Here is a 23,687-nt window from a genome sequence, read left to right on the forward strand (position 1 = left end):
CGTACCCCGGAGTCACCCCGTCGCCCTGACCGGGCACCGACCCCCCACCAGGTGGCTTCCGGAGGGGCGTTCGGCGCGGGTCGAGGGCGAGCATCCGGCGGCCCATGGCCTCGCCCACCGGGTAGTTGCCCCTACCGCCGACGTGCCAGTCGTACATCCGCACGGGATGCGGCTTGTCGGCGTCGATCTCAACCATTGATTGACGATCCATCAGTTCACAATCGAGCTTTGTTCACCATCAGGACGGGACAGTTGATCAAGTGTCCGAGCAGGCGTCGGACCAGTGCGTCACGACAGCAGGAAGTCCGCCTCCCCCGCCTTGGCGCCCTCGATGAACGCCGTCATCTCGTCGGTGGTGTAGATCAGCGCCGGCCCGTCCGGGTCGGTGGACTGGCGGACGGCGATCCGGCCGTCGGCCAGCTTCATCGCCTCCAGGCAGTTGCCGCCGTTGCCGCCGCTCCACGGCTTGAGCCAGCCCTCGCTGCCCAACTCCCGCGCGGGCATGCCGTTGTAGACGCGCCCCCGCGCCTTGATGCGATCCATTCACAGCTCCTTGCGGAGATCCTCGAGGATCTCCTTCGTGCGATGTGCCGTAGCGGCCTGCGCCGCCATGCGGTCCATGACCTCGAGGTGGGCCGCCACCTCGGCGCGCGCGTCGAGGTAGACGGCGCCGGTCAGGTACTCGCTGTAGACCATGTCCGGCAGTTCCGGCATGGCAAATCGGAACAGCACGAAGGGTCCGTACGTGCCCGGGTGCGGGCCGCCCGCAAAGGGCGCGACCTGCACGGTCACATGGGGCAGCTTCGTGGCCTCGAGCAGTCTGTCGATCTGGGCACGCATCACCTCCGGGCCGCCGACCGGGCGGCGCAGCGCGGTCTCGTCCATGACGGCCCAGAAGCGCGGCGCGTCCTGACGGGTGAGCAGTTCCTGGCGTTGTATGCGCAGGGCGACATGGCGCTCGATGTCCTCGGGACTGGTCTGGCCGATCGCACCCGACCGCAGGACTCCGCGGACGTAGTCCTCGGTCTGCAGCAGACCGGGGACGAAGTGGGGGTCGTAGGAGCGGATGAGGCTCGCGGCGCCCTCGAGGCTGACATACATGGAGAACCAGCCGGGCAGGATGTCGTGGAACCGCTGCCACCAGCCGGGCCTGTTGGCCTCCTCGGCCAGCTGCACGAAGACCTCGGCCTCCTCGTCGGAGACGCCGTAGGACTTCAGGAGCAGCTGGAGGTACGGGATTTTGAGCGCGACCTCCGCCATCTCCATGCGGCGGACGGTGGCGGGGGCGACCCGGAGGATGCGGGCGGCCTCCTCGCGCTTGAGGCCGGCGTGCTCCCTCAGGTCCAACAGGCGGCGACCGAGGACGACTTGGCCGACCGTCGGTGCGGACCGCGGTTCGCTCACCCTCCACCTCCCGTGGCCGCTGAGAGTCCAAAAAAAGCATGCTGACAGCCATACGGCGCCATTCGAAGACCTATTCGAAGATCTGTACGGTTTCGTACGGATCTCCCTCGATCCCAACTGGCGCCGTCTGACGTGCTGTTGCGAGCAGTGTGCCACGGCCTTCCACACCGTCACAGGGCACTCTGCAATTTTCAGAGTGACACTTGCCAAGTGTTCACGCCGGGGCGATAGTGGCAAGCGTGATTCCGTCCGCGCCCTTAGGAACAGACGCCACCGAAGGCCGCCCCCACAGCCTCGGTGCACGCCACGAGGGGGCCTTCGCCGACCGCCGGTTCCGCTTCGAGCTGGCCGCGCACCCGGCTTCTCCCGCGCAGGCCAGACGCCTGACGAGGGCCCGGCTGAACGTCTGGTCGGTGTGCGAGGACATCTGCGACACCGCGGCTCTGGTCGTCTCCGAGCTGGTCACCAACGCCCTCGTGCACACGGCGAGCAGCCACATCGTCTGCGAGCTGCACGACGGCGAGCTGGTGCGCATAGCCGTGCGGGACGAGGGCTGCTCCGCGGGTGCGCCCCATGCGTCGCGGGCGCGGCCCGAGGAGGAGCACGGGAGGGGTTTGCTCCTCATCGACGCGCTGTGCGAGGCATGGGGCGCCCATGAGCACGGTCCGGGGCTGCTGGTCTGGGCGGAGCTGCCGCGCAAGGCCGACACTCCCCGCCATGACTGCGGGCCCTGCACAAGGACGAACGAGCCCCATGACGACCTGGGCTGGGGAGCCCGCCCCAAGCCGGGCCCGGCCGGTGGTTCGGGCGACGAGGACGAGGCGGCCGCACCGCACGGCGGGGACGCACACCACGGGCAGCACGGGACGGGGGCCGCATGGCGGTGAGCGCCGCGACCGGCGGCCGGGTGCTGAGCCTGGACACGCTGGTCCGCCTCGGGCGCGGGGCGCGCACGCCGGGCACGCCCCGGCGGCTGCCCGTGCCGGACGGCATGACGGCCCCGATGGGCTGCGACGCCGTGGAGGTGCCCGCCCGCTTCGGCCCGCTGGTGCTGTCCCGGCTGCCACGCGTGGGCTGCGTGTACGCCGACGCGGCGCACTGGTGGTGGCTCGTCCCGTCCGACTCCGACTACGCACTTCAGTGGCCGACGCCCGCGCAGTACGCCGCCGGGGCGCTAGTTCCGGACGCCCCGGCGGTCCCCGACCTCATCCACCGGCCGGCCGGCACACTCCCCTACACCCCGCCGATCCCGCTGTATCTGGCGCTGTGCCGGGTGACGGGGACAACGCCGACGTGGTCGCGGCCGGCCGTCGCATGACGCTCGTGATTGCGTAAACATCGCGCCTTGCAGGGCGTGCGCCCGCGCGCTCGTCCCGCTGCGCCATGCGCTCTCCCCCGGAGGGTCCGGTCCCGCGATAGTGGCCGTTCGTCGACGTGGATCGGGGGAGGCCGACGGTGGCGGAAACACAGGGCTCGGGCGGACGCGGGACGGCACGGGGCTCGGGCAGGCGGGAGAGGAAGCGCGGCGAGGGCCCGCCCGAGGTCTCCGAGTCGGAACAACTGCTCTTCGGCGGGCCGTTGCGCTACGACCTGGGCTGGAACCAGCACCGGGACGCGTTCATGGAGCTGAACTTCCGGGCCATGGTGACGCGGCTGCCGGCCCTGCTGGGCTCCAGTTTCCGGCTCGCCTGGCAGGCCGACCGGCGGGCGGCGCGGATGGTGCTGGCGGCCGAGGCGGGCCGGGGTGTGGCACAGGCGGTGGGCCTGCTCGCCATGAACAGCGTGCTCGGGCGGCTGATCACCGGCGGCGCGATCGAGGACCGGCTGCGCGACGCCGTACCGGTGCTGGCCGCGATGGCCGCCGTGGCCCTGCTCGGGGCGCTGCTGCGGGGTGCGTCGACGTATGCGACCGGACGCCTCGAACCCAAGGTGGAGCGGGTCGCGACCGAGCTGTATCTGGAGCGGGCGGCGGCCGTGGAGCTGGCCGCGATCGAGGACCACGCGTTCCACAAGCTGCTGGACACCGCGCAGTACGGCGCCGGCTCGGCGCGGCGGATGATCTCGTACTCCACGCGCGTGGTGAGCGCGCTGATCTCGCTGATCGCGGCGGCGGGCGTGCTGACCGTGCTGCACCCCGTCCTGCTCCCGCTGCTCGCGACGATGACGCTGCCGACCGCTTGGAGCGCGCTGACGAACGCCCGTCGGCGCTACGAGTCCTGGCACACCTGGGTCCAGCATGCCCGGGCCGGCTATCTGCTCAGCGGCCTGCTCACCGAACCTGCCGCGGCACCCGAGATCCGGCTGCACGGGGTCGGCCCCTTCCTGCTGCGGCACTACCGCGCCATGGCGGAGACGGCGGAGGCCGAACAGGCGCGGCTGGCCCGGCTGGCGGCGCGCACCGGGGTGATCGCGTCGGCCTGGACGGGCCTCGCGAGCGTGGCGACCTACGCGACGCTCGCCGGGCTGTTGCTCGCCGGGGCGATGGCGCTGTCCGTGGCCGGTACGGCGGTGATCGCGATCCGCACGGGCTCGTCGAGCCTGGACAACCTGGTGGTGGCGGTCAACTCGCTCCACGAGGACGCCCTGTTCGTGGGCGATCTGCAGAAGCTGTACGTCGAGGCGGCCGAGCGGGCGATCCCGGTCGGCGGCGATCCGCTGCCCGAGGACCCTCGGGAGATCCGCTTCGAGAACGTCACGTTCAGCTACCCGGGCGAGTCCGCCCGACCCGCCCTCGACGACGTCACGCTCACCCTCCCGCTGGGCCGGATCGTGGCGCTGGTCGGTGAGAACGGCTCCGGCAAGACCACCCTGGTCAAGCTGCTCGCGGGCCTGTACAAGCCGGACGGCGGCCGGATCCTGTGGGACGGCGTCGACGCGGCCACCGCGGACCGCCACCAGCTCGCCGAGCGGGTCGCGATGGTGGCCCAGGACTTCAAACGCTGGCCGTTCACGGCCCGCGTCAACGTGGCCATCGGCCGCTCCTCCGCGCCTCTGACCGAGGAGCGCATGGCCACATCGCTCGCGGAGGCCGGCGCGGAGGACGTGGTGGCCGATCTGCCGCGCGGCCTGGACACCCTGCTGGCCCGCCAGTTCAACGGCGGCCACGAGCTGTCCGGCGGCCAGTGGCAGCGGCTCGGCGTGGCACGGGCCGCCTACCGGCGCGGCCGGATCCTGGTCGTGGACGAGCCCACGGCGGCCCTGGACGCGCGGGCCGAGCTGGAGGTCTTCGAGAAGATCCGGGCCCTGGCCTCGGCAGGGCAGACCGTCGTGCTGATCACCCACCGGCTAGCGTCGGTGCGCCATGCGGACCTGGTGCACGTCCTCGACCAGGGCCGGCTGGCGGAGTCCGGAACCCCGGACGAGCTGCTGGCGAGCGGCGGTATCTACGCGGAGCTGTACTCGCTCCAGGCCGAGCAGTACTCGGCGCCGGTGCCGAAGGCCGGTTGAGCCGACGCCGCTGCGGAGCGGTCAGGCGACCGCGTCGGCGGTCGCCTCGCCGCGGACGACCACGAGAAACGTGTCCGTCGCCAGGTCCATGACGACCTCGGCGGCCAGCCCCTCCAGGCGCCGCGCATGCGCGAACTCCTCGGCCGGCCACGATCCCCGCGGCCCGCCCGCGGGAAAGCGTTCGAGCACTGTTCGCCCGTTCACCATCCTGCACCTCCAGAAAGCGTTGTACTTGTAGGAGTTAACGCCTTCCAGGGGCTGAACGCCTCGCTCAGTTGCCGGACTGAGACGTAGTTGACACTCGTTCACCGCGGAGTGTGAGGATCCGGTCACTTAGTGAAGATCCCAGCCACACATCGACTACTTTCTGTTTCATTCCTCGTACTTGTCGTAACGCCTCATTGCATACAACACCGGGAGCTCGACCAGGCCGCGGGCGCGCAGGGAGCGGCGCCACCGCGGGTTCTCGTCCGCGAGGGTGAGTTCGGGGAAACGCTCCAGGAGGGCGGCGACGGCGATCTCCGTCTCGGCGCGGGCGAGCGGTGCACCCAGGCAGTAGTGGATGCCGTGGCCGAGGGCGAGATGACCGGAGGTGTCGCGGGCCAGGTCGAGGCGGTCGGGGTCGGGGAAGCGGGCGGGGTCGCGGTCGGCGGCGGACGGGGACACCCAGACCGTCTCGCCGGCGGGGATCGTGACCCCGCCGATGGCCATGTCCGCCACGGGGAAGCGCCGGATGGCGAGCAGTGCGGGGCCCTCGTAGCGCAGGAACTCCTGCACCGCGGCCGGGAGGCGGGTCAGGTCCTCGCGCAGGGCGGCCAGTTGCCCGGGGTGCTGCAACAGGGCGAGGACGGCGTTGCCGATGAGCTGCACCGTGTTCTCGTAGCCGGCGAAGAGGATGAGGAAGGCGAGGGACATCAGCTCGTCCTCGCTGAGCCGGTCGCCCTCGTCACGCACGGCGATCAGATCGGAGAGCAGGTCGTCGGCGGGCTCGCCGCGCTTGTCCGCCAGAAGCCGGGTGAAGTAACCGAGCATCGCCACCACCGCCTCCTTGGCGACCTCGGGCCCGGCGTCCGGAGCCGGGGCGACGAGGGTGTCGGTCCAGACCCGGAAGTCGAGGCGGTGCTGCTCCGGGATGCCGAGCAGATCGCAGATGACGGTGATCGGCAGGGGCGCGGCGTAGGCGGCGATCAGGTCTGTGGTGCCCTGCGGGCCGAGCGCGTCGAGGAGCCGGTCGGCGGTGCGGCGGATCGGCGTACGGAGCTGCTCGACGCGCCGCGTGGTGAAGGCGCGGCCGACCAGGCGACGGACGCGGGTGTTGTCGGGCGGGTCCATGTTGAGCAGGTTGGCGTCGAGCGCCGGCGGCAGCGAGAACCCCTTGTAGGTCCCGGCGGTGGCGTGCCGTTTGTCCAGCGAGAGCCGCGGGTCGGCGAGGGCGGCCCGTACGTCCTCGTAGCGGGTGACGAGCCAGGCGGGAGTGCCGTCCGGCCCGGCGATCCGGTGCACGGGCGTGGTCTCGCGCAGCCGCCGGTAGACGTCGTAGGGATGGTCGAGGAGGCCGTCGGCGGGGTCCATGGGAGCAGCGTAGGGCGCGGCCGGCTCACGGATTGGGGGCCGACTGCGTTATCCCCTGGGCGAGCTGACCGACGACGTGGAAGACGCCCTGGCCGAAGGTGGTCGGGGCGATCAGCACGCCGAAGGCCAGGGCCAGAAAGACCGTCAGCCACTGGTCGTTACGGCTGCGGGCCTGCACATCGCGGCGACTTATTCGCACGAAGATGACGACAGCGAGCAGCACCGCCACATCGATCGTGAGCTCCACCGGCCGGCCTCCCGTCAGACGGGTACGTCCCGTACGTCCCGGCCTTCCTGTGTAGCGTGAAACCACTTACCGCGACTGCCCGATCACCGGTGGTTGGCGGCAAAACGCTTCTGCAGGGCTGATTTCTAGGTCTTGTAATCCTGGATCCGGCGGCCATGACCGCGGTCGAGCAGTGCGGGCACCCGCTCGCCCAACTCTCGTACGACCGCCGGGACATCGAGGGTGAGCAGCTCCCGGTCCCGCATCAGTACCCGCCCGTCGACGACCGTCGTCCGCACGTCGGACGAGCGGGCGCTGTGCACGAGGGTGGCGGCGAGGTCGTGGACCGGCTGGGTGTGCGGGCCGGTGAGGTCGACGAGGACGATGTCCGCGCGACGGCCGGGGGCGAGGGTGCCGAGGGTGTGGCCGAGGCCGACCGCCCGGGCGCTCTGCAGGGTTGCGTGGTGGAGGGCCTGACGGGCTGTCAGCCAGCGTGGGTCGCCGGTGGTCTGCTTCTGGATGAGGGCGGTGAGCGCCATCGACTCCCACACGTCGAGGGAGTTGTTGGAGGCCGCGCCGTCCGTGGCCAGCCCGACGGGGACGCCGATGTCGTACAGGGCGCGCATGGGCGTGGTGGTGGGCCAGGCGAACTTGAGATAGCCGCGGGGCGCGGTGGCGACGGCCACGCGGCCGGTGGCGCCTTCGAGCACGGGCAGGTCGCGCTCGGTGATGCCGGTGCCGTGGGCGATGAGGACGTCGGTGTCGAGGATGCCGGTGCGCTGCAGCACCTCGATCGGGGTGACGCCGTGGCGGTCGAGGCTGACGTCGGTCTGGTCGCGGTTCTCGGCGGCGTGGATGTGGACGGGCAGGCCGTGTGCACGGGCGAGTTCGGCGGTGGCGGTGAGGTCGACGTCGTCGACGGTGTACGGCGCGTGCGGGGCGAGGGCGGTGGTGATGCGGCCGTCGGCGCCACCCCGGTGCCGTAGCGCGAACTCCAGGGATTTCTCGCGGCCTCGGGGCCCCTGGGAGGAGAAGTACGCCTCGCCCAGGTGGGCCCGGATCCCGCACTCCTCGACCACGGCGGCAACCGCGTCCATGGCGAAGTAGTGGTCCGCGAAGCAGGTGACGCCGCCGCGGATCATCTCGGCGCAGGCGAGCCGCGCCCCCAACTCCACGTCCCTTTCGGTGAGGTTGGACTCGACGGGCCAGACGACGTCGTTGAACCACTCCTCGGTGGGCAGGTCCTCGGCGGCGCCGCGCAGGGCGACCATCGGCGCGTGCGTGTGGCAGTTGACCAGGCCGGGCATGGCGACCTGGCCGCGCCCGTCGATGCGCTCGGCCGCGCGCAGGTGATGCACCGCGGAGGCGGCCGTCACCGACTCGACGACCCCGTCCCGTACGACGACGGCGGCGTCCTCCTCGAACCCGACCCGTTCCTGATCGTCGTGCACGAGGACGGTGCAGCCGGTGATGACGAGGTCGGCGGGAGAGTCGGTCATCCCGCCAACGTACGGCGCCGTCGTCGGCCGGCGTGAGCCGAACCGCGCATCCTGTCCCGCCCGCTCGCGGAAACGGCCGGTCTCGGGGAACCTGTCCTCACCACAGCTCGCCGCACGGCTTCTGGAAGGGGCCCGGCATGCTCCTCGGCACCTGGAACCTGGAGAACCTCTACCGGCCCGGCGGCCCCTTCGGGCCCAAGGACAAGGCCGCCTACGAGACGAAGCTCGCCTCCCTCGCCGCCGTGATCACGGAGCTCGACCCGACGCTCCTCGGCGTGCAGGAGGTCGGCGAGCCGGAGGCGCTGGACGACCTGGTCGGCATGCTGGACGGCGACTGGCATGTCGCGCTGTCCGGGCATCCGGACGGCCGGGGCATCCGGGTCGGCTTCCTCAGCCGTACGGCGGTGGAGGTGGTGGCCGACACGAACGCGTTCCCGGCGAAGCTGCGGCCCGTGCAGGAGGACGACTCCGGTGCGCCGGTGTCGGCGGCGGGACGCGGCTTCCTGGCGGTCGAGGTCGCGACGGACTTCGGCCCGCTGCGGGTGGCCGTGGCCCACCTCAAGTCGAAGCTGCTGACCTATCCCGGGAACCGCTTCTTCCCCCATGACGAGGGCGAACGGGCCCGCTACGGCGCCTACGCCCTCTACCGGCGCGCCGCCGAGGCGGCGACCCTGCGCGCGCTGGCCGACACCCTGCTGGCCGGGGACGGACGCGAACGGGACGTCGCCGTACTGGGCGACCTGAACGACGAGGTGCAGGCCGCGACCACGCAGATCCTGCTCGGCCCGCCCGGCTCCGAGATCGGCACACCGGGCTACGACCGGCCCGACCAGGGCGATGCGCAGCGGCTGTGGGACGTGGCCCCGCTGATCCCCGCCGAGCAGCGCTACTCCCGCATCAACTCCGGGCGCCGCGAACTGATCGACCACATCCTGGCCGGCCACCGCCTGGTGAGGCGGGTGACGGCGGCGGGCACGGGCCTGCCGGGCGACGGGACACTGCGGCTGCCGTCGGTGGGACCGGATCCGGCGGACCGGCGGGGGAAGCCGGGCTCGGACCATGCGCCGGTGTGGGTGCGGGTGGGGCAGTGATCCGTACGGGAAGTGCGCGGCAGCGTGTTCACCCCGCACTCACCCGGATCTTCGACTGCCCGTGCGGAAGTTCCTCCCAGTCGTCCATGAACCGGGCCCGCAGCCCGTGCTTCTCGGCCAGGGCGAGGAGCGTCTCGGTGCGGTAGTAGAAGTCCTCCCGCAGTACGTGGTGCTCCTCCCCCTCCGTGCGGTCGAAGGTGAAGTCGAACCAGCCGCCCGGTGCGAGCACCCGCCCGACGTGGGCCAGGCACTCCTCGATGACGGGAAGCGGGGAGTGCGAGAAGACGCTGTGCGCGTGTACGACGTCGAAGTGGGCGTCGGGCAGGAAGCGCAGCGTCAGATCGCGTACCGGGGTGAGGGTGGGCAGCCGCTTCTCCAGCCCCATCTCCACGACCGTGTGCTGCGCGGCGACGAGGATGTCCGGCGAGATGTCGATGCCGTAGTAGTGCCCCGGCTCCAGATGCCGGATGAACCGCCAGCCGCCGCGCAGATTGCCGCAGCCGATCTCCAGCATGCGGTGCTCGGGCCGCAGTCCGTGGCCGACGAGGTAGTCGAACTGCATCGCGCCGAGCGCCAGCCAGCGCTCCCGGCTGCGGCTGCCGACGGCCGCGTCCGGGTCGGCACGGGTGTCGGAGCGCATGACGGCGCGGTAGTAGGAGATGTGGTCGGGGTGGCGGTGGCTGAGCCACAGGTCCCGGGCGGCGCGGGCGAGATGGCGGGGCACGCGGCCCGGGTGGCGCAGGGCGTAGGTGATGCGGTGGGTGAGGGCGGCGCGGTTGGCGGTGAGGTTCCTGGCGGGCATGGGCCGTTGCCTTTCCGAGGTGCTGGTGCGGGGCTGATGCAAGCCTCGGGGCGGTGGCGCGGTGTCCGGCTCGGTCGAGAGGCGCTGCTCGGCGGGCGGTTCGGGCGATCGCGATGTCAGCCGATCGGTTGATGCGATCCACGGTCGGCCGCGTTAGACACGGAGCATGGAGAACACCACCGAAGCGGACGAGCGGCGGCTGAACGCGGTCGTGCATGCCGCGTTCTTTCTGCTGCTGTGCTCGTCGTTCGTCCGTCACCTCTCCCGCGACCAGGGCGGTGCGGGGGCCGGATGGGTGGTGACGGCGCTGTTCGCGGCCTTCGGGGTGCTCTACGTGTTCGGCCGCTTGGTCGCCCCGCCTTCGCGCGCCGGAACCCCGCCCACCACACGCCACCTCACTTGGCTGGCTTCGGTGTCCGCGGTCTGGGTCGCGCTGCTGGCTCTCACGCCGAGTGCCACGTGGTGTGCGATGCCGCTGCTGTTCGCCGGCCTGTACGCGCTGCCGCCACGGATCGCCGTGCCGCTGGCCGCCGCACTCACCACGCTGGTCGTGATCTCCGAAGTGCGCGTGGCTGAGGGCCCGTTGAACCCCAACATGGTGGTGGCACCGGTCGCCGTGGCCGCGGTCGCGACCGCCCTCTTCGTCCATCTGCAGCGCCAGGCGACCCGGCAGCGCGCCCTGATCGACGACCTGGTCCGGACCCGCCGAGAGCTGGCGGCGACCGAACGCCGGGCGGGCGTGCTGGCGGAACGGCAACGCCTGTCGACGGAGATCCACGACACCCTGGCACAGGGCCTGTCCAGCCAGCAGATGCTGTTGCAGGCGGCCGAGCGCGTGTGGGAAACGGACCCGGACTCGGCCGGCGCACACATCCGCAAGGCGGCCGGAATCACCTCCCGCAGCCTCGCCGAGGCCCGCCGCTTCGTCCACGACCTGGCCCCGACCGACCTCACGGAGCAGTCGCTGCCCGCGGCGCTGAGCGCGCTCGCCGAGCGGGAGAGCGGCCCCGGCCTGACGGTCGAGTTCCGGCTCGACGGCGCCCCGGGCCGGCTCCCCGAGCGGGTGGAGGCCGCCCTTCTGCGCATCGCCCAGGGCGCCCTGGCCAACGTACGGGAACACGCGGCAGCGACCCGGGCCGCGCTGACGCTGACCTGCCTGGACGATCAGATCTCGCTGGATGTGGCGGACAACGGGCGCGGGTTCGACGCGACCGCGTCCCCCGCGGCGCCGGACCGGACACGCGGCCACGGTCTGCCGGCCATGCGCATCCGGGCCCGCCAGTCGGGCGGCACCCTCACCGTGGAGTCGACGCCTGGCGAGGGCACGGTCGTGTCGGCCGCCGTCCCGTTGACCGTGACGGAGGCGGTCTCTTGAGTATGCCCGTCAGCGTCCTTCTCTGCGACGACCACGTGGTGGTACGGGCCGGTCTGCGCGCGCTGCTGTCGAGTGCCGACGGCATCGAGGTGGTCGGCGAGGCGGGCAGCGGCGAGGAGGCACTCGCCATGGCGGCACGCCTGCACCCCGATGTCGTCCTGATGGACCTCCAGCTCGGCGAGGGCATGGACGGAGTGACGGCCACCGGGCGGCTGACCGCTGAAGGGGCCACCCGTGTACTGGTGTTGACCATGTTCGACACCGACGTCGACATCACCCGCGCCATCGAGGCGGGCGCCACGGGGTACCTGCTGAAGGCGGAACGTCCGGACGAGCTCTTCGCGGCGATCCGCAGCGCCGCCTTTGGCCGTACGACCCTGTCGGCGCCGGTGGCCGACCGTCTCCTGGCCCAGATGCGCAGCCCGCGCCCCACCCTCTCGGCCCGCGAACAGGACATCCTCGGCCAGCTGGCCCGCGGCCTGGGCAACCGGGAGATCGCCCGGGCCCTGTTCATCAGCGAGGCGACGGTGAAGACCCATCTGGGGCGGATCTACGGCAAGTTGGGGGTGGAGACGCGGGCGGGGGCGGTGGCGGTGGCGAAGGAGCGGCGGCTGCTGCCGTGAAGGCGGTGGCGGCGCGGGTGCTACACGGCGAGGGGCAGCTCGGGCAGACGTAGCCCCGTCCGTTCTCGCCTCTTCTCGAACTGCCCGAGCAGCTCGGCGAGTTGCTCCCGGTGGCGGGCGGACAGACGTCCCGAGTCGTCCAGTTGCACGGCACAGGCGGTGGTCGTGTCGACGAGCCGTTCGAGGACGGCGACGACGTCGTCCGCGCCCTCCGAGTGCCGGGCGAGCGCGGGGAGTTCGGCGGCGGCCACGGCGATGGCGGTGTGGGCTTCGGCGAGCGTGCGGTAGGCCTCGCGGCGGAGGGTCCAGCGGGTGGCTCGGGAGTCGGGGCCGGCCATCGGGTCGCGGGCCTCACGCAGAACATGGGCGAGGTAGGCGTGCGCGGCGCTGCCCGCCGCGACGAGCCGTGCCCGCACCGTCCCGCCCCGCTGCCCCGGCATCGGCAGATGCCCGACGACAAGGACGATCGCGCAGGCCAACAGGGTTTCACCGATCCGGCCGGCGGAAGCCTGCGGCTCCCCGCCGACCATCACCAGGGCGAGCACGAGCACGGTGACGACGGCGGTCTGCGCGGCGAAGTGCCGGGTCGCGACGGGGATGAGGGCCCCGCTGACGGCCACGAGCGCGATGAGCCCCTCGGGCCGCGGCAGCACAGCCGCGAAGCCGGCGAAGACAAGAGCCCCCAGCACCGTCCCGGCCGCCCGGCACAGCACCCGTGAGACGAGCGGCCCGAGGTCGGGCTTGACGAGGAAGACGGCCGTGGCGGGCAGCCAGTACCAGTGCGCGTGCTGCCCGTACCAGCGGGCGTGGTGCAGGGCCTGCGCCACGCCCGCGCCGGCCCCGAAGCACAGGGCGACCCGCAGCCCGTACTCCCGCCCACCGGCCCCGAAGGCGACCCGGAAGAGGTCCTTGGCGGTACGCCGTCGGGTGTGCAGGTCGGCCCCTTCCCCCTGGTCGAAGGCGTCGGCGGCGTGCAGGAGGGCGTCGTCGAGGGCGCGCAGGGCGGGAGCCGAGCGGTGGGGTGCGGGCAGCGGCCCGGTGTGCGTGTTCTCCCGTACGGCGGCCGCGAGCCGCCGGGGCCCTTCGGATGCCCGCCCGCTGACGGCCTCCCCGGCCCACGCCAGAGCGGTCGCGGCCTCTGCGAGAGGGAGAGCGGCCGCGTACTGCGCGTGCAGCCGTCGCTCCGCGGAGGAGGAGGCGCAACGCCGCAGCCGGGGGCCGGTGAGGGCGTCCTGTGCATGGTCGAGGGCCGCGGTCAGCGCGGCCCGGCGGGCGATGCCGTGCTCCGACCCCGCCGCTTCGAGCAGATCGGCGACGGCGTCGTACACGGCCGCCACGGCATCCCGCTCCCCGTCGAACCGGAAGTCACCGGCGGTGGCACCGGGGGTGGGCAGCAGCAGCCGCAGGGCGAGCAGCCAACCGGCGCCCGCGAGGAAGGCCAGAGCGCGCAGCCACCCCGCCTCCGGGACAGGCATGCCGGCCCCGATGGCGGAGGCGACGAGCAACTGCGTCCCCGCACCGGAGGCGACGGGCCCGATGGCGCTGATGCCTCCGGCGAGAAGCCCGATGCCGCTGAGCAGGAGGGTGAGCACGACCGCTCCGACATGCGCCCCGGCATACGTCCCGACGAGCAGCCCACCGGCCCCCGCGAGCGCGGGCACCCCGAGCCGCTGGACGGAGGCGCGCCGGCTGCCGGGCCGGTCGTTGATCCCGGCGAGCATGGCGGCGATGGCGGCGACGACACCGAGGGAGGTGCGGCCGAGGAGGACGGCGGCGAGAAGGAGCGGCCCGGCGGCGAGAGCACCTCGTACGACGGCGCTCCAGGGGATGGGGCCGCGCTGGGCGCGAAGGGTGTGGGCGAGCCAGGGCGGTAGTGCGAGCGGTACGGCGGGGCGGGACACGGGGCTCCTGTCCGGACGAGGGCGGGGTGTGCCTTCGGGCGACGGTGGCCGAGTTGCGGGGTGTGGTGTCCACGGTAGATCGCGTTCCTGGAGCGAACGGGACGATTGTGTTTCCGGGGTGTGACGGTCGGCCGGAAAGGTGCCTTCTTTATGAACGCAATTCCCCGAACGTCGTCGCGCCACCGGGGCCGGCTGAAGAGAAGGCGGACGAGAACAGGTCCTCCGCGTCAGCGATCACCCGCACCAACACCTCCGGATCCGAGCGCAGTTGCTCAAGTACCGGGTCGAGCCCCCGTAGACCGGCCCGCTCCAGCAACCGCTTCTCGTTCGTCACCCACTCCCCTCGTGCCGCCAGCACGGCGTGCCCGGTCTGTACGGCGGCCGTGGCGACGGCTCCGGCGACCTCGGTGAGGCGGCCGTGCGGGGCGTGGTTGGCCTTCGCGTAGGCGAGCGTGACGTGGGCGGTGCCCCGCCAGCGCTGGGCGGCCGAGGCCCGCAGCTTCTCCGGATACGCGGCCGGTCGTGACGCCTCGCCGCGAAGCACCCGGTTGACCGCCAGTTCGGCGACGACCAGATAGCTCGGAATCCCGGCGAGATGGAACATCAACGGTTCCACCCGGAACCGCCCTTCCTCCGCCTCCGCCAACTCGTGCTCGACGACGTCGAGATCGCGGTAGTGGACGTCGACACGCCGCCCGTCGATCGTCAGCCAGGCACCTCCGTTGAAGACGCCGCCGCCCCATCCCCCGACCTCGGAGACCTCACCCTCCCAGCCGAGGGCACGCAGGTCGGCGGGGTCGAAATGCCCGCGGTAGTAGACCGCCAGGTCCCAGTCGCTGTCGGGCCGGTGCGTGCCCTGGGCGCGTGAACCGCCGAGGGCGACGGCCCGGACACCGGGAAGGGTGGCGAGGCGGTCGGCGACGGTGTCGAGGAACCCCTGATCGTCTTTGGTCATCTCCACCATGCCGGCCAGCCTGCCGCTCACCGAAGTGTCCGTGCCACGCAATATCACGCTCGTAGAAATGGTTTGAGCGAGGCCGAGCCCCGCTGTTACGTTCCTGATGGACCGTGAAGTCGTCGCTTGGAGGTGAGCCCCGTGAACACAGTTACCCGTGGGTGCTCCCTCAACCCGTCACGGTCCGGCGGCTGACGTTCGGTGTCGCCAGGAGCGCCTGAGATCGAGGCACTCCTGGAGGGAGACTCCGATGAACACAAAGCCTTTCACATCCGGTCCGGGCGAGAACGCGGTGGTGATCACGCGCGTCGCGGACCGGCAATGGCATGCGCTGGATGACGACCTGGTGGTCGGCCGCGGGCATGCGCAGCACCGGCCCGACGGACGCTTGTTCGTCAGCATCGACGCCTGGCACGACGCCACCTTCGACCGGCTCGCCGAGGCGATGCTGGCGCACCTGCCGGCGCCGCTGTACACGGTGGTCGACGAAGCCGACGTGGAGCTGACGGCCGGCTGGCGGCGGGCCGGGTTCACGATCCGGCGCCGCGAGTGGGAGTACGTGGTGCCGACCGACCCGCAGGTCACAGGGCTCGAAGCGGTCCGGCCGCCCGCGGGCGTGACGATCGTGCCCGCCGGTCAGGCGGACGAGGGCCTGTTGCGGGCGGTGGACCGCACGATCCGTGCCGAGGTCGAGGCGACCGTCGGGTGGCAGTCGATGCCCGCGGAGGTCATTCCCCGCCCCGTGGACGACACCATCGTCGACCCGTCGAAGTACGCGGTGGCCGCGGCGCCGGACCGCTACCTGGGTCTGATCCGGGTGGTGACGGTGAAGCAGCCGCGCATCGGGCTGGTCGCGGTCCGGGCCGGTGAACGGCGCCGCGGCATCGCGCGGGCGCTGCTCGCGCACACGCTGGGGACGCTGCACCGCTCCGGGTTCGCCACGGCCTGGGCTGAAGTCCAGGAGCCCAACCAAGCGGCCTCGGCGCTGTTCGAGGGCATCGGCGCCAGGCCGGCGAGCAGCAACCTGGAGCTGGTGCGATGACGAAGAACAAGAACGTCATCGAGGTCGAGGGCAAGGTCGTCGAGTGCCTGCGCAGCGCCATGTTCACCGTGGAGCTCGAGAACGGCCACCAGGTGCTCGCGCACATCAGCGGGAAGATCCGCAAGAACTACATCAGGATCATGCTGGAGGACCGGGTGCTGGTGGAGCTGCCGCCGTACGACCTGACGCGGGGCCGGATCGTGTTCCGGTACCGGAACTAGCGGAGGTCGGCGCCTTCCGCGCCGGCTGATCCTGGTGCCCCCCGGTCACGGCGTTTCCGTGACCGGGGGGCACCGAGGTCGGCCCGCCCGGCCGCGACCTGACCTCGGAGGGAAATTCGGGTGCGCTCCCGGCGACCGGACCGGACCATCGGTGAGTTGTCCCGTCGCCCACTCCGGGAGCCGCCCCATGATCCGCCGCGTCACCGTCCCGTCCCTCTTCCCGCCGCCCGTCTACTCCCACGCCTCCGTGGTGGAGGCCGGTACCAAACTCGCCTTCCTCGCCGGCTCCGTCCCCCTCGACGCCGAAGGAAAGCTCGTCGGCGAGGGCGACCCCGTACGGCAGGCCGAGCAGGTGCTGGCGAATCTTGAGGAGCAACTGCACGCGGTCGGGAGCGACTTGGCGCATGTCGTGGCCACCGACGTATACGTCGTCAGCAGTGAGACCGCCGTGCTCTCCGCCGTCTGGGACGTCGTCGAGGCCTCCGGGCTCAGTGCCGGTCCGCACTCCTCGACACTGATCGGCGTGGCGTGTCTGGGGTACACGGGGCAGCTGGTGGAGATTACAGCCACCGCCGTGGTTTCCGAGGCTTCCCACGTTTCGTAAGGGGTCGCATGTTGATCGAGCATCGCGGGCGGCGTCCCGTAGTCCCCGACTCCGCGTACGTCGCCCCGACAGCTGTGCTGTGTGGTGCCGTGACCCTGGGAGAGCGTGCCCGGGTGCTGCACGGTGCCGTGCTCACCGCCGAGGACGGGGAGGTCCGCGTCGGCTCCGACGTCGTCGTCATGGAGAACGCGCTGGTACGTGGGCGCGCCGGGCACCCCGCCTTCATCGGCGACGCGGTGCTCATCGGACCGCACGCCCATGTCAACGGCGCGACCATCGAGGACGAGGTGTTCGTCGCCACCGGGGCCTCCGTCTTCCCGGGGGCCGTCGCGGGCGCCGGCTCCGAGTTGCGGATCAACAGCGTGCTGCACGTCAACTCGGTGCTGCCGCCCGGCACCGTCGTACCCATCGGCTGGATCGCGGCCGGGACGCCGACGGCTCGGCTCTTCGCGCCGGGTGAGCACGACGAACTATGGGCTGTACAGCAGGAGTTGAACTTCCCCGGCACGCTCTACGGTGTCCGGCGCGGCACCTCCATGCGGGACATCATGGCCCGCCAGGTCGACTACTACGGCGCCCACCACCACGACGTCACCCTCAACGACTGACGGGACCGCACTTGCCTTCCGAAGCCTTTCCGATAACTCTCCGCCGAGCCGCCTCGGCCCCCGATGCCGCCGCCGCGGCCGACGTCTGGCTGACCTCCTTCGCCGCCGCCCTGCCCACGGTCGTCAGCCCCCGCTCCGCCGACGACGTGCGCACCTACTTCCGGGATGTCGTGGTACCCCTGCGCGAGACCTGGGTCGCGGACGCCGGAGCCGAGGGCGGCATCGTCGGCGTGATGGTGCTCCACGACGACGAGCTCTCCCAGCTGTACCTGCGTCCCGATTGGCGTGGGCGCGGCATCGGTGACCGTTTCGTCGCGCTCGCCAAGGAGCGGAGTCCCGGCGGGCTCAGCCTGTGGACCTTCCAGGTCAACAAGCCCGCCCACCGGTTCTACGAGCGGCACGGCTTCGTCGCCGTCGAGTACACGGACGGCAGCGGGAACGAGGAGCAGGAGCCGGACGTGCAGTATGTGTGGCGCCCCTGAACGCCCCTGAACTTCCGCTCAGCTCAGAGCTTCCCGGGCCCGTGATCCCGGTACGCCCATGCCGCCGCCTGAGCCGCGAGCCCGACCACGTCCACTTCCCCGGCGTCACCGTCGAGGTGCCGGTACTCGACCGCCGTGAGGATCACTATCCGTTCGCGCAGGCCCAGGTGGTCGTGGAACCCGGAGGCGAGGATGTCGGCGGCGGCCTCGCCCGCGGGGACGCCGGCCGCGTGGTGCGCGTGGACGAGGGCTTCCAGCTCCCGCAGGTAGGTGACGTAGCCGCGGACGTCCTCGACGGTCATCACCGGCCCGTGTCCGGGAATCACCACCTCGGGGTCCAGGGCCAGGATCGTCTCGCAGGCTGCGGCGACCCGGGCGAGCGGGCCGTCCCAGTGGACGGGGTGGTCGTCGGCGAACAGGACGTCCCCCGCACACACGACCCGCTGCCCGGGCAGGTGGACCATGAGGTCACCGGCCGAGTGCGCGGGCCCCACCTCGATCAGTTCGGCCTCGATGTCTCCCACGGTCAGGGCATACCGGCCGGAGAAGGTGGTGGTGGGCGGGACGGCCTCCACGCCCTCGTACGCATAACGGCCGAAGTGCTCGCGCGCGTACCAGCCCAGCGGCTGGTCGGCGGGTGTCTGGTGGGTGAGGAAGTGCATCTGCTGCGGGGAGGGTTCGCGGCAGAGGTGCTCCGCGCTCGCCTTCGTGGCGATGATCTCGGCGCCCGGGAAACAGGCGTTGCCGAAGGTGTGGTCGCCGTTGACGTGGGTGTTGACGATCGTCGTCACGGCGGCCGCGCCCGCAGGCAGGACCGGGCGGGCCGCGGCGAGCAGGGCCTCGGTCATCGGCTGGTCGTAGGGGGTGTCGACCAGAGCCGCCTGCTCGCCGGAGGTGATGAGCAGGCAGTTCGCGAAGCCCCAGGTGCCCGCGTGGCCCGGGGACCACAGGTGGAGTCCGTCGGCGACCGGGACGAGTCCGTCAGGAAGGTTCATGGCGCTCATTGTCGGGGACGGTGATCGCGAGCCGTGGGGGCGGGTGCGCCCCACGCCCTCCGCTTCTGCACCGGCTTCGCATAACTCCCCGCCCGGCTGGTCGTCAGTTCCAACGCCACCAGTGACTCCGCCAGTTTCACGGCCGCCCCGACCCCGTCCACCACCGGCAGCCCGAGCTTCTCCCCCACCACCCGCTGGAGTCCCGTCATCCCGGCGCACCCGAGCACCAGAACCTCGGCCCCGGCCTCCCGCACCCGTTCGGCCGCCGTCAGGAAAGCGGCCTCCGTACGGTCCGCGTCGCCCAGGTCGAGGACCCCCAGGCCGGTCCCGACGACGGCGGCGCAGTTGCGCCCGACCCCCGCCAACTCCAGGCTGTCCTCGATCTGTCCGCACGACCGCTCCAGCGTCGTCACGACCCCGTACCGGCGCCCCAGCAAGCAGGCCAGATGGGCCGCGGCCTCCGTGATGTCGACGACGGGTACGTCCACCAACTCCCGTACGCCTTCCCGCCCGTGCTCCCCGAAGCCGGCCATCACCACGGCGTCGTAGGACGGGCCCTCGTAGGTGCGCAGCAGGTCGATGACGGCCGTGGCCGAGAGGTAGCTGTCGAGCCAGCCCTCCGCAGACTCCGGTCCCCACGCGGGGGTCAGACCGAGCACGGTGGTGCCCGGGCCTGCGGCGGCCCGGGCACCTCGTACGATCTCCTCGGTCATCTCCTGCGTGGTGTTGCAGTTGGTGACGACGATCCGCACGCTCGTCAGACCTCCACAGCAGTCGGCTCAGGGACAGGGGCGCGCTCGGACCGGCAGATCACCAGGTACAGGCCGGCGCCCAGGGCCGTGCCGATGAACCAGGAGTACGGGGCCACGTCGCTGAAGGTCTTCACCAGGGCGAGTACCGCCGCGACCGCCGCCGACGGCAGGAACGCGGCCAGCGCCTTGGGGTTGACGCCCTTGCGGTAGTAGTAGCGGGAGCCGGGGCGGGCGTCGAAGAGCTCGTCCACGTCGACGCGGCCGCGCTTGACGAGGTAGTAGTCGACCATGATCACGCCGAACAGCGGGCCGAGGAAGGCGCCGAGGCCACCGAGGAAGTAGTTGACGACCGTGGGGTTGGAGAACAGGTTCCACGGCGTCACGACCAGGGCCGCCACCGTGCTGATCATGCCGCCGACCTTGAAGGTGATCTTCTGCGGCCAGACGTTGGCCAGGTCGTACGCCGGTGAGACGAAGTTGGCGACGATGTTGACGCCCATGGTGGCGACGGCGAAGGTGAACGCGGCCACGACCAGCACCCAGGTGTTGCCCACCTTCGCCACCAGCTCCGCGGGGTCCGTGATCGCCTGGCCGAACACCTTCAGCGAGCCGGCCGTGACGATCACCGACACGACCACGAAGGCCGTCGAGTTGATTGGCAGGCCCCAGAAGTTGCCGCGGCGGACGGTGCGGTAGTCCGGTGCGAAGCGGGAGAAGTCGCAGAAGTTGAGCATCAGCGTGCCGTAGGTGGCCAGGATCAGGCCGATCGCGCCGAACCACTGCCGCCACTGCTCGCCGGTCGAGACCGGGTGCGGGGTGGAGGTGAGCGAGATGCTCCAGTCGGCCTTGGACAGGACCCATACCGCCAGCGCGATCATGACCAGCCAGATCGCCGGGCCGCAGAAGTCCTGGAACTTCCGCACGGACTCCATGCCCTGGCTGATGATCAGCGCCTGGATCAGCCACAGCGACACGAACGACACCCAGCCGAGCGCGTTGAGTCCCAGGAAGGAGTGGTGCGTCCAGGACTCCAGGCCCGGCCAGGCGGCCAGCAGCATCACGTTGACGGCGACGGAGGCGAGATAGGTCTGGATGCCGTACCACATGATGGCGATCACGGCCCGGATCAGGGCCGGGATGTTGGCGCCCCAGACACCGAAGCTGATGCGGCTGACGACCGGGAAGGGCACGCCGTGGCGCTGACCGATCTTCCCCATCCAGTTCATGCCGACGTAGATGATCACGAAGCCGACGAGCAGGGAGGTGAAGACCTGCCACACGTTCATGCCGAGGACCAGCAGTCCGGCGGCGAAGGTGTAGTTGCCGAGGTTGTGGACGTCGGACATCCACATGGCGAAGAGGTCGAAGACCTTCCAGTTGCGCTTCTCGGCGGGCGCGAGGTCTTCGTTGGTGAGCCGGGGATCGGGGACGAACGCTGGTGCGCCGGTGGCTTCGGCGCGGTCGGCGAGGGACACGGGGCCTCCAGGGGACGGGGCGGAGGGTGGAGACGGCAACCGTTTGGTATACCAAACTGCCGACATGGTCCTGCCGTCAAGCATTCCGTCCGATGTCGTCATCGTTAACGCTCGGTAAAACAGCCCCGGCGTCGGAGAGGATGGCTCCATGAGCTCCACGACGACGAAGATCGAACCCCTGGGCGCGGTCCGCGAGCGGGTCCTGGCGAGTCTGCGGCAGGAGATCATCGCGGGCACCCTCCGCCCTGGTGACCGGCTGGTCGAGCGGGAGCTGGCCGACCGTTTCGGGGTCTCCCGGGTGCCGGTCCGCGAGGCGATCCGCGCGCTGGTCGCCGAGGGGTTCGTGCACTTCGAGACGCCGCGCCGCACGGTCGTACGCCGTCTCACCCCGCACGACGTCCAGGAGCTCTTCGAACTGCGCGAGGCCCTGGAGGTCTACGCCGCCGGGCTCGCCGCGGCCCGCGCGACACCGGAGGATCTGGCCCGGGTCCGGGAGCTGCTCGACCTCGCGGCCACCGCGACCGAGGCGGGGGACGCGGAAGTGATCACGGACGTCAACAGCCGTCTGCACGACCGTATCGTGGCGATCGCCGGCAACAGCCTGCTGACCGAGGCCCTGGAACCGGTCGCCGGCCGACTGCGCTGGATGACCCGGCGGAACGAGGAGTGGCCCCAACTCCTCGTGGAACACCGCGAGTTGTACGAGGCGATCGCCTCCGGCGACCCGGACCGCGCCCGCGCCCACGCCCTCGCCCATGTGCGGACCAACTACCGCTCCACGGTGCGGCATCTGTTCGGCGAGGCCGAGACGCCCGACTGACATCGCGCCGGAGAATCCCGCCCCGACTCGACCGTCGACGCTCTACTCTGCTGCTCGACGATCCATCAGGCGGGGGACAACAGTGGCACGCGCAGCACGACTCGGCGGCATCTCGATTGCCATGCTCATGACTTTCGGCCTGCTGGCCGCATGCGGATCCGGGAAGGACTCGCAGCAAGGCGCCGCGCCGGACAGGACGGCGAGGACCGGGACGTCCGGTGCGCAGGCCAGAACGCTGACCGCGACGGCCCTTGAACAGGCCGCGGTCAAGGGGACCGACCTCGACGGCTACGAGGTCGAACGCTCGTTCACGTCCGTCGGCTCCGCGCACAAGGCGACGGATCCCGAGGAGTGCGCTCCCGTGATGCACGCGGTGGGGGGAGGCAGCGGTTTCACCGCCACCGCGCGGGTCGGCCGGTCCGTCTACCCGAAGAAGGCCGGCAGGCCGACGCGGCTGACCCTGTCGTCGCACAGCGTCGCGGACGCGGTGCGGGTGATGGACCGGCTGCGGACGGCCGCCGCGAAGTGCGGGAGCTTCAAGGACGTCACCGCGGACCTCGCGTACGAAGGCGTCAAGGTGCAGCCCGACCCCGGTTACGGCGACGAGTCCGTGTCCCTGCGACTGACGCAGCTGGTGACGGGGGCCGGATACGACGACGCCGTCCGGGTTCCGTACGCGCTGGTGGCCGTCCGGCAGGGGGCCACGGTCGCCATGTTCAGCACGTCGAACCGAGGCAAAGAAGCGGCCGTCGTACCGGACGCGGTCGTCAGCACCCAGCTGAAGAAGCTCGGCGCGCAACTCACCTCCGGGTGACCGCGTACTTGTCGGTCGCCGCCACCAGCGCATCGGCGACTCCCGGCGCCCGCGTGTCGTGCCCGACCTCGTCGACGACGACCAACTCGCTGCCGGGCCAGGCGTGGTGCAGGCGCCAGACGGTACCGAGCAGGTTGCCGAAGTCGAGACTGCCCTGGACGAGAGTGCCGGGAATGTCCTTGAGCAGGGGCGCGTCCCGCAGGACCACGCCTTCGTCGTTGCCCTCGCCGAAGAAGCAGTCGTTGCCCCAGTAGTGCGTGACCGTCCGCGCGAACCCCATGCGGAAGGCCGGGTCCTCGAAACGCTGCACCGAGCGCGGCGGCGCGGGAATGATCGCCGTCTCCCAGTCGGTCCAGGCGCGCGCCGCCCGCTCCCGTACGGCGGGGTCGGGCGACTCGAGGAGGCGGTTGTACGCGGCGGCGAGGTTGCCGTCCCGGTCGTCGGCGGGCAGTTCGGCCAGGAACCGCTCGAACGCTTCCGGGAAGATCTTTCCCAGTCCCCTGGTCAGCAGCGCGTGCTCCGCGTCGGCGCCGGTGGCGACGAGGGTCAGGACCAGCTCGGACACCGCCGCCGGATGCGTCTGCGCGTACCGCAGCCCGAGCACCGAACCCCACGACGCGCCCCACACCAGCCACTGTTCGATCCCCAGGTGAGCCCGCAGCAGCTCCAGGTCGGCGATGAGATGAGCCGTCGTGTTGACGCTCATGTCGGTGTCGTACGCGCTCGCAGGCGGCGTCGAGCGTCCGCAGCCGCGCTGGTCGAGCAGCACGATCCGGTAGGCGGCAGGGTCGAAAAGGCGCCGTGAGTAGGGGTTGCGGCCGGACCCCGGCCCGCCGTGCAGCACGACCGCGGGCTTGCCGTGCGGGTTGCCGCAGGTCTCCCAGTACACGCGGTTGCCGTCGCCGACGTCGAGCATGCCGTGGTCGTACGGTTCGATCTCCGGGTAGAGGGGCATCCGGGCACCGTAACGCTCCTACGG

General features: G+C 71.4%; 26 protein-coding genes and 1 pseudogene. 13 read left to right on the forward strand and 14 right to left on the reverse strand.

The genetic code is table 11. The features are described from left to right. Window positions 1-73: 73 nt before the first annotated feature. The 3 genes and pseudogenes from ACWDAG_RS09375 to ACWDAG_RS09385 all read right to left on the reverse strand — a co-directional run. Window positions 74-211 (reverse strand): annotated as a pseudogene (locus ACWDAG_RS09375) (SAM-dependent methyltransferase); the annotation flags it as partial. A gap of 77 nt (window positions 212-288) precedes the next feature. Beyond that, the gene (locus ACWDAG_RS09380; RefSeq protein ID WP_351469421.1) at window positions 289-543 is read right to left on the reverse strand and encodes a DUF397 domain-containing protein; all 255 of its coding nucleotides are present in this window, start codon (window positions 541-543) and stop codon (window positions 289-291) included. Continuing rightward, on the reverse strand, window positions 544-1,404 hold the full coding sequence (locus ACWDAG_RS09385) for a helix-turn-helix domain-containing protein (protein ID WP_450694993.1): 861 nt from the start codon (window positions 1,402-1,404) through the stop codon (window positions 544-546). Between the two features lie 230 nt (window positions 1,405-1,634). On the opposite strand from ACWDAG_RS09385, the gene ACWDAG_RS09390 reads away from it, so the two are divergent. The 3 genes from ACWDAG_RS09390 to ACWDAG_RS09400 all read left to right on the forward strand — a co-directional run bounded on the left by ACWDAG_RS09390 (window position 1,635) and on the right by ACWDAG_RS09400 (window position 4,851). Then, the gene (locus ACWDAG_RS09390) at window positions 1,635-2,291 is read left to right on the forward strand and encodes an ATP-binding protein (protein ID WP_450694994.1); all 657 of its coding nucleotides are present in this window, start codon (window positions 1,635-1,637) and stop codon (window positions 2,289-2,291) included. Beyond that, window positions 2,282-2,722 (forward strand): hypothetical protein, encoded by a 441-nt coding sequence (locus ACWDAG_RS09395; protein WP_450694995.1) that lies wholly within the window; start codon window positions 2,282-2,284, stop codon window positions 2,720-2,722. Before ACWDAG_RS09390 ends, ACWDAG_RS09395 begins: the two co-directional genes overlap by 10 nt. Before the next feature lie 272 nt (window positions 2,723-2,994). Then, window positions 2,995-4,851 (forward strand): ABC transporter ATP-binding protein, encoded by a 1,857-nt coding sequence (locus ACWDAG_RS09400; RefSeq protein WP_450695194.1) that lies wholly within the window; start codon window positions 2,995-2,997, stop codon window positions 4,849-4,851. Window positions 4,852-4,872: 21 nt separating this feature from the next. Here the strand turns inward: ACWDAG_RS09400 and ACWDAG_RS09405 are convergent, their stop codons facing one another. From ACWDAG_RS09405 to ACWDAG_RS09420, 4 genes are all read right to left on the reverse strand, one after another. Further along, entirely contained in the window at window positions 4,873-5,058 is a 186-nt protein-coding gene (locus ACWDAG_RS09405; RefSeq protein ID WP_351469433.1) for a hypothetical protein, read from the reverse strand. A 165-nt stretch (window positions 5,059-5,223) separates the two neighbouring features. Beyond that, window positions 5,224-6,423 (reverse strand): cytochrome P450 family protein, encoded by a 1,200-nt coding sequence (locus ACWDAG_RS09410; protein WP_450694996.1) that lies wholly within the window; start codon window positions 6,421-6,423, stop codon window positions 5,224-5,226. A gap of 25 nt (window positions 6,424-6,448) precedes the next feature. Continuing rightward, entirely contained in the window at window positions 6,449-6,670 is a 222-nt protein-coding gene (locus ACWDAG_RS09415) for a hypothetical protein (RefSeq protein WP_450694997.1), read from the reverse strand. Window positions 6,671-6,795: 125 nt separating this feature from the next. Then, a complete protein-coding gene (locus ACWDAG_RS09420) occupies window positions 6,796-8,148 on the reverse strand; it encodes an amidohydrolase (protein ID WP_450694998.1) in 1,353 nt (450 codons plus the stop codon). Between the two features lie 137 nt (window positions 8,149-8,285). On the opposite strand from ACWDAG_RS09420, the gene ACWDAG_RS09425 reads away from it, so the two are divergent. Next, a complete protein-coding gene (locus ACWDAG_RS09425; protein ID WP_450694999.1) occupies window positions 8,286-9,239 on the forward strand; it encodes an endonuclease/exonuclease/phosphatase family protein in 954 nt (317 codons plus the stop codon). A gap of 28 nt (window positions 9,240-9,267) precedes the next feature. Here ACWDAG_RS09425 and ACWDAG_RS09430 read toward each other — a convergent pair whose 3' ends face one another. After that, window positions 9,268-10,041, reverse strand: a complete 774-nt coding sequence (locus ACWDAG_RS09430) for a class I SAM-dependent methyltransferase (protein ID WP_450695000.1) — start codon at window positions 10,039-10,041, stop codon at window positions 9,268-9,270. 166 nt (window positions 10,042-10,207) lie between these two features. On the opposite strand from ACWDAG_RS09430, the gene ACWDAG_RS09435 reads away from it, so the two are divergent. After that, complete coding sequence (locus tag ACWDAG_RS09435) at window positions 10,208-11,416, forward strand: sensor histidine kinase (protein ID WP_450695001.1); 1,209 nt, start codon at window positions 10,208-10,210, stop codon at window positions 11,414-11,416. A gap of 2 nt (window positions 11,417-11,418) precedes the next feature. Then, on the forward strand, window positions 11,419-12,039 hold the full coding sequence (locus tag ACWDAG_RS09440; protein WP_450695195.1) for a response regulator: 621 nt from the start codon (window positions 11,419-11,421) through the stop codon (window positions 12,037-12,039). Between the two features lie 20 nt (window positions 12,040-12,059). On the opposite strand, the gene ACWDAG_RS09445 is transcribed toward ACWDAG_RS09440, so the two are convergent. Beyond that, window positions 12,060-13,940 carry an FUSC family protein gene (locus tag ACWDAG_RS09445; protein WP_450695002.1) on the reverse strand — a complete coding sequence of 627 codons (1,881 nt, stop codon included), beginning with the start codon at window positions 13,938-13,940 and terminating at the stop codon, window positions 12,060-12,062. A gap of 148 nt (window positions 13,941-14,088) precedes the next feature. Further along, window positions 14,089-14,895, reverse strand: a complete 807-nt coding sequence (locus tag ACWDAG_RS09450; RefSeq protein ID WP_450695196.1) for a nucleotidyltransferase domain-containing protein — start codon at window positions 14,893-14,895, stop codon at window positions 14,089-14,091. Between the two features lie 250 nt (window positions 14,896-15,145). Between ACWDAG_RS09450 and ACWDAG_RS09455 the strand changes: the two genes are divergently transcribed. The 5 genes from ACWDAG_RS09455 (at window position 15,146) to ACWDAG_RS09475 (ending at window position 17,852) form a co-directional block, all read left to right on the forward strand. Continuing rightward, entirely contained in the window at window positions 15,146-15,937 is a 792-nt protein-coding gene (locus tag ACWDAG_RS09455) for a GNAT family N-acetyltransferase (RefSeq protein ID WP_450695003.1), read from the forward strand. Then, window positions 15,934-16,158: a translation initiation factor IF-1 gene (gene infA / locus ACWDAG_RS09460; protein WP_403868016.1), complete on the forward strand. Its 225-nt coding sequence runs from the start codon at window positions 15,934-15,936 to the stop codon at window positions 16,156-16,158. The genes ACWDAG_RS09455 and infA overlap by 4 nt, the downstream gene beginning before the upstream one ends. A gap of 187 nt (window positions 16,159-16,345) precedes the next feature. Next, window positions 16,346-16,762 (forward strand): RidA family protein, encoded by a 417-nt coding sequence (locus ACWDAG_RS09465; protein WP_450695004.1) that lies wholly within the window; start codon window positions 16,346-16,348, stop codon window positions 16,760-16,762. Window positions 16,763-16,770: 8 nt separating this feature from the next. Continuing rightward, on the forward strand, window positions 16,771-17,370 hold the full coding sequence (locus tag ACWDAG_RS09470; protein WP_450695005.1) for a gamma carbonic anhydrase family protein: 600 nt from the start codon (window positions 16,771-16,773) through the stop codon (window positions 17,368-17,370). A gap of 11 nt (window positions 17,371-17,381) precedes the next feature. Then, window positions 17,382-17,852, forward strand: coding sequence for a GNAT family N-acetyltransferase (locus tag ACWDAG_RS09475; RefSeq protein WP_450695006.1), 471 nt, complete (start codon window positions 17,382-17,384; stop codon window positions 17,850-17,852). 23 nt (window positions 17,853-17,875) lie between these two features. Here the strand turns inward: ACWDAG_RS09475 and ACWDAG_RS09480 are convergent, their stop codons facing one another. Genes ACWDAG_RS09480 through ACWDAG_RS09490 form a run of 3 tightly spaced genes read right to left on the reverse strand, consistent with a single transcriptional unit; the run spans window position 17,876 to window position 21,074 of the window. Continuing rightward, window positions 17,876-18,847: an MBL fold metallo-hydrolase gene (locus ACWDAG_RS09480; protein WP_450695007.1), complete on the reverse strand. Its 972-nt coding sequence runs from the start codon at window positions 18,845-18,847 to the stop codon at window positions 17,876-17,878. A 5-nt stretch (window positions 18,848-18,852) separates the two neighbouring features. After that, on the reverse strand, window positions 18,853-19,599 hold the full coding sequence (locus tag ACWDAG_RS09485; RefSeq protein ID WP_450695008.1) for an aspartate/glutamate racemase family protein: 747 nt from the start codon (window positions 19,597-19,599) through the stop codon (window positions 18,853-18,855). Window positions 19,600-19,604: 5 nt separating this feature from the next. Continuing rightward, window positions 19,605-21,074 carry an NCS1 family nucleobase:cation symporter-1 gene (locus tag ACWDAG_RS09490; protein ID WP_450695009.1) on the reverse strand — a complete coding sequence of 490 codons (1,470 nt, stop codon included), beginning with the start codon at window positions 21,072-21,074 and terminating at the stop codon, window positions 19,605-19,607. Between the two features lie 148 nt (window positions 21,075-21,222). On the opposite strand from ACWDAG_RS09490, the gene ACWDAG_RS09495 reads away from it, so the two are divergent. Continuing rightward, on the forward strand, window positions 21,223-21,894 hold the full coding sequence (locus ACWDAG_RS09495) for a GntR family transcriptional regulator (RefSeq protein WP_450695010.1): 672 nt from the start codon (window positions 21,223-21,225) through the stop codon (window positions 21,892-21,894). 121 nt (window positions 21,895-22,015) lie between these two features. Next, on the forward strand, window positions 22,016-22,708 hold the full coding sequence (locus ACWDAG_RS09500) for a hypothetical protein (RefSeq protein ID WP_450695011.1): 693 nt from the start codon (window positions 22,016-22,018) through the stop codon (window positions 22,706-22,708). On the opposite strand, the gene pip is transcribed toward ACWDAG_RS09500, so the two are convergent. Further along, a complete protein-coding gene (gene pip / locus ACWDAG_RS09505) occupies window positions 22,695-23,663 on the reverse strand; it encodes a prolyl aminopeptidase (RefSeq protein WP_450695012.1) in 969 nt (322 codons plus the stop codon). The two genes, ACWDAG_RS09500 and pip, sit on opposite strands and share 14 nt — an antisense overlap. Between the last annotated feature and the right edge of the window lie 24 nt (window positions 23,664-23,687).

It is taken from the genome of Streptomyces sp. NPDC001157 (genome assembly GCF_053598255.1).

Excerpts from the sequence above, each read along its gene's own strand:
- ACWDAG_RS09420 (WP_450694998.1), bottom strand. The coding sequence starts at position 8,148 with ATGACCGACTCTCCCGCCGACCTCGTCATCACCGGCTGCACCGTCCTC.
- ACWDAG_RS09435 (WP_450695001.1), top strand. The coding sequence starts at position 10,208 with ATGGAGAACACCACCGAAGCGGACGAGCGGCGGCTGAACGCGGTCGTG.
- ACWDAG_RS09380 (WP_351469421.1), bottom strand. The coding sequence starts at position 543 with ATGGATCGCATCAAGGCGCGGGGGCGCGTCTACAACGGCATGCCCGCG.
- ACWDAG_RS09480 (WP_450695007.1), bottom strand. The coding sequence starts at position 18,847 with ATGAACCTTCCTGACGGACTCGTCCCGGTCGCCGACGGACTCCACCTG.
- pip (WP_450695012.1), bottom strand. The coding sequence starts at position 23,663 with ATGCCCCTCTACCCGGAGATCGAACCGTACGACCACGGCATGCTCGAC.
- ACWDAG_RS09425 (WP_450694999.1), top strand. The coding sequence starts at position 8,286 with ATGCTCCTCGGCACCTGGAACCTGGAGAACCTCTACCGGCCCGGCGGC.
- ACWDAG_RS09495 (WP_450695010.1), top strand. The coding sequence starts at position 21,223 with ATGAGCTCCACGACGACGAAGATCGAACCCCTGGGCGCGGTCCGCGAG.
- ACWDAG_RS09450 (WP_450695196.1), bottom strand. The coding sequence starts at position 14,895 with ATGACCAAAGACGATCAGGGGTTCCTCGACACCGTCGCCGACCGCCTC.
- ACWDAG_RS09470 (WP_450695005.1), top strand. The coding sequence starts at position 16,771 with ATGTTGATCGAGCATCGCGGGCGGCGTCCCGTAGTCCCCGACTCCGCG.
- ACWDAG_RS09440 (WP_450695195.1), top strand. The coding sequence starts at position 11,419 with ATGCCCGTCAGCGTCCTTCTCTGCGACGACCACGTGGTGGTACGGGCC.
- ACWDAG_RS09430 (WP_450695000.1), bottom strand. The coding sequence starts at position 10,041 with ATGCCCGCCAGGAACCTCACCGCCAACCGCGCCGCCCTCACCCACCGC.
- ACWDAG_RS09465 (WP_450695004.1), top strand. The coding sequence starts at position 16,346 with ATGATCCGCCGCGTCACCGTCCCGTCCCTCTTCCCGCCGCCCGTCTAC.
- ACWDAG_RS09410 (WP_450694996.1), bottom strand. The coding sequence starts at position 6,423 with ATGGACCCCGCCGACGGCCTCCTCGACCATCCCTACGACGTCTACCGG.
- ACWDAG_RS09405 (WP_351469433.1), bottom strand. The coding sequence starts at position 5,058 with ATGGTGAACGGGCGAACAGTGCTCGAACGCTTTCCCGCGGGCGGGCCG.
- infA (WP_403868016.1), top strand. The coding sequence starts at position 15,934 with ATGACGAAGAACAAGAACGTCATCGAGGTCGAGGGCAAGGTCGTCGAG.
- ACWDAG_RS09395 (WP_450694995.1), top strand. The coding sequence starts at position 2,282 with ATGGCGGTGAGCGCCGCGACCGGCGGCCGGGTGCTGAGCCTGGACACG.
- ACWDAG_RS09455 (WP_450695003.1), top strand. The coding sequence starts at position 15,146 with ATGAACACAAAGCCTTTCACATCCGGTCCGGGCGAGAACGCGGTGGTG.
- ACWDAG_RS09500 (WP_450695011.1), top strand. The coding sequence starts at position 22,016 with ATGCTCATGACTTTCGGCCTGCTGGCCGCATGCGGATCCGGGAAGGAC.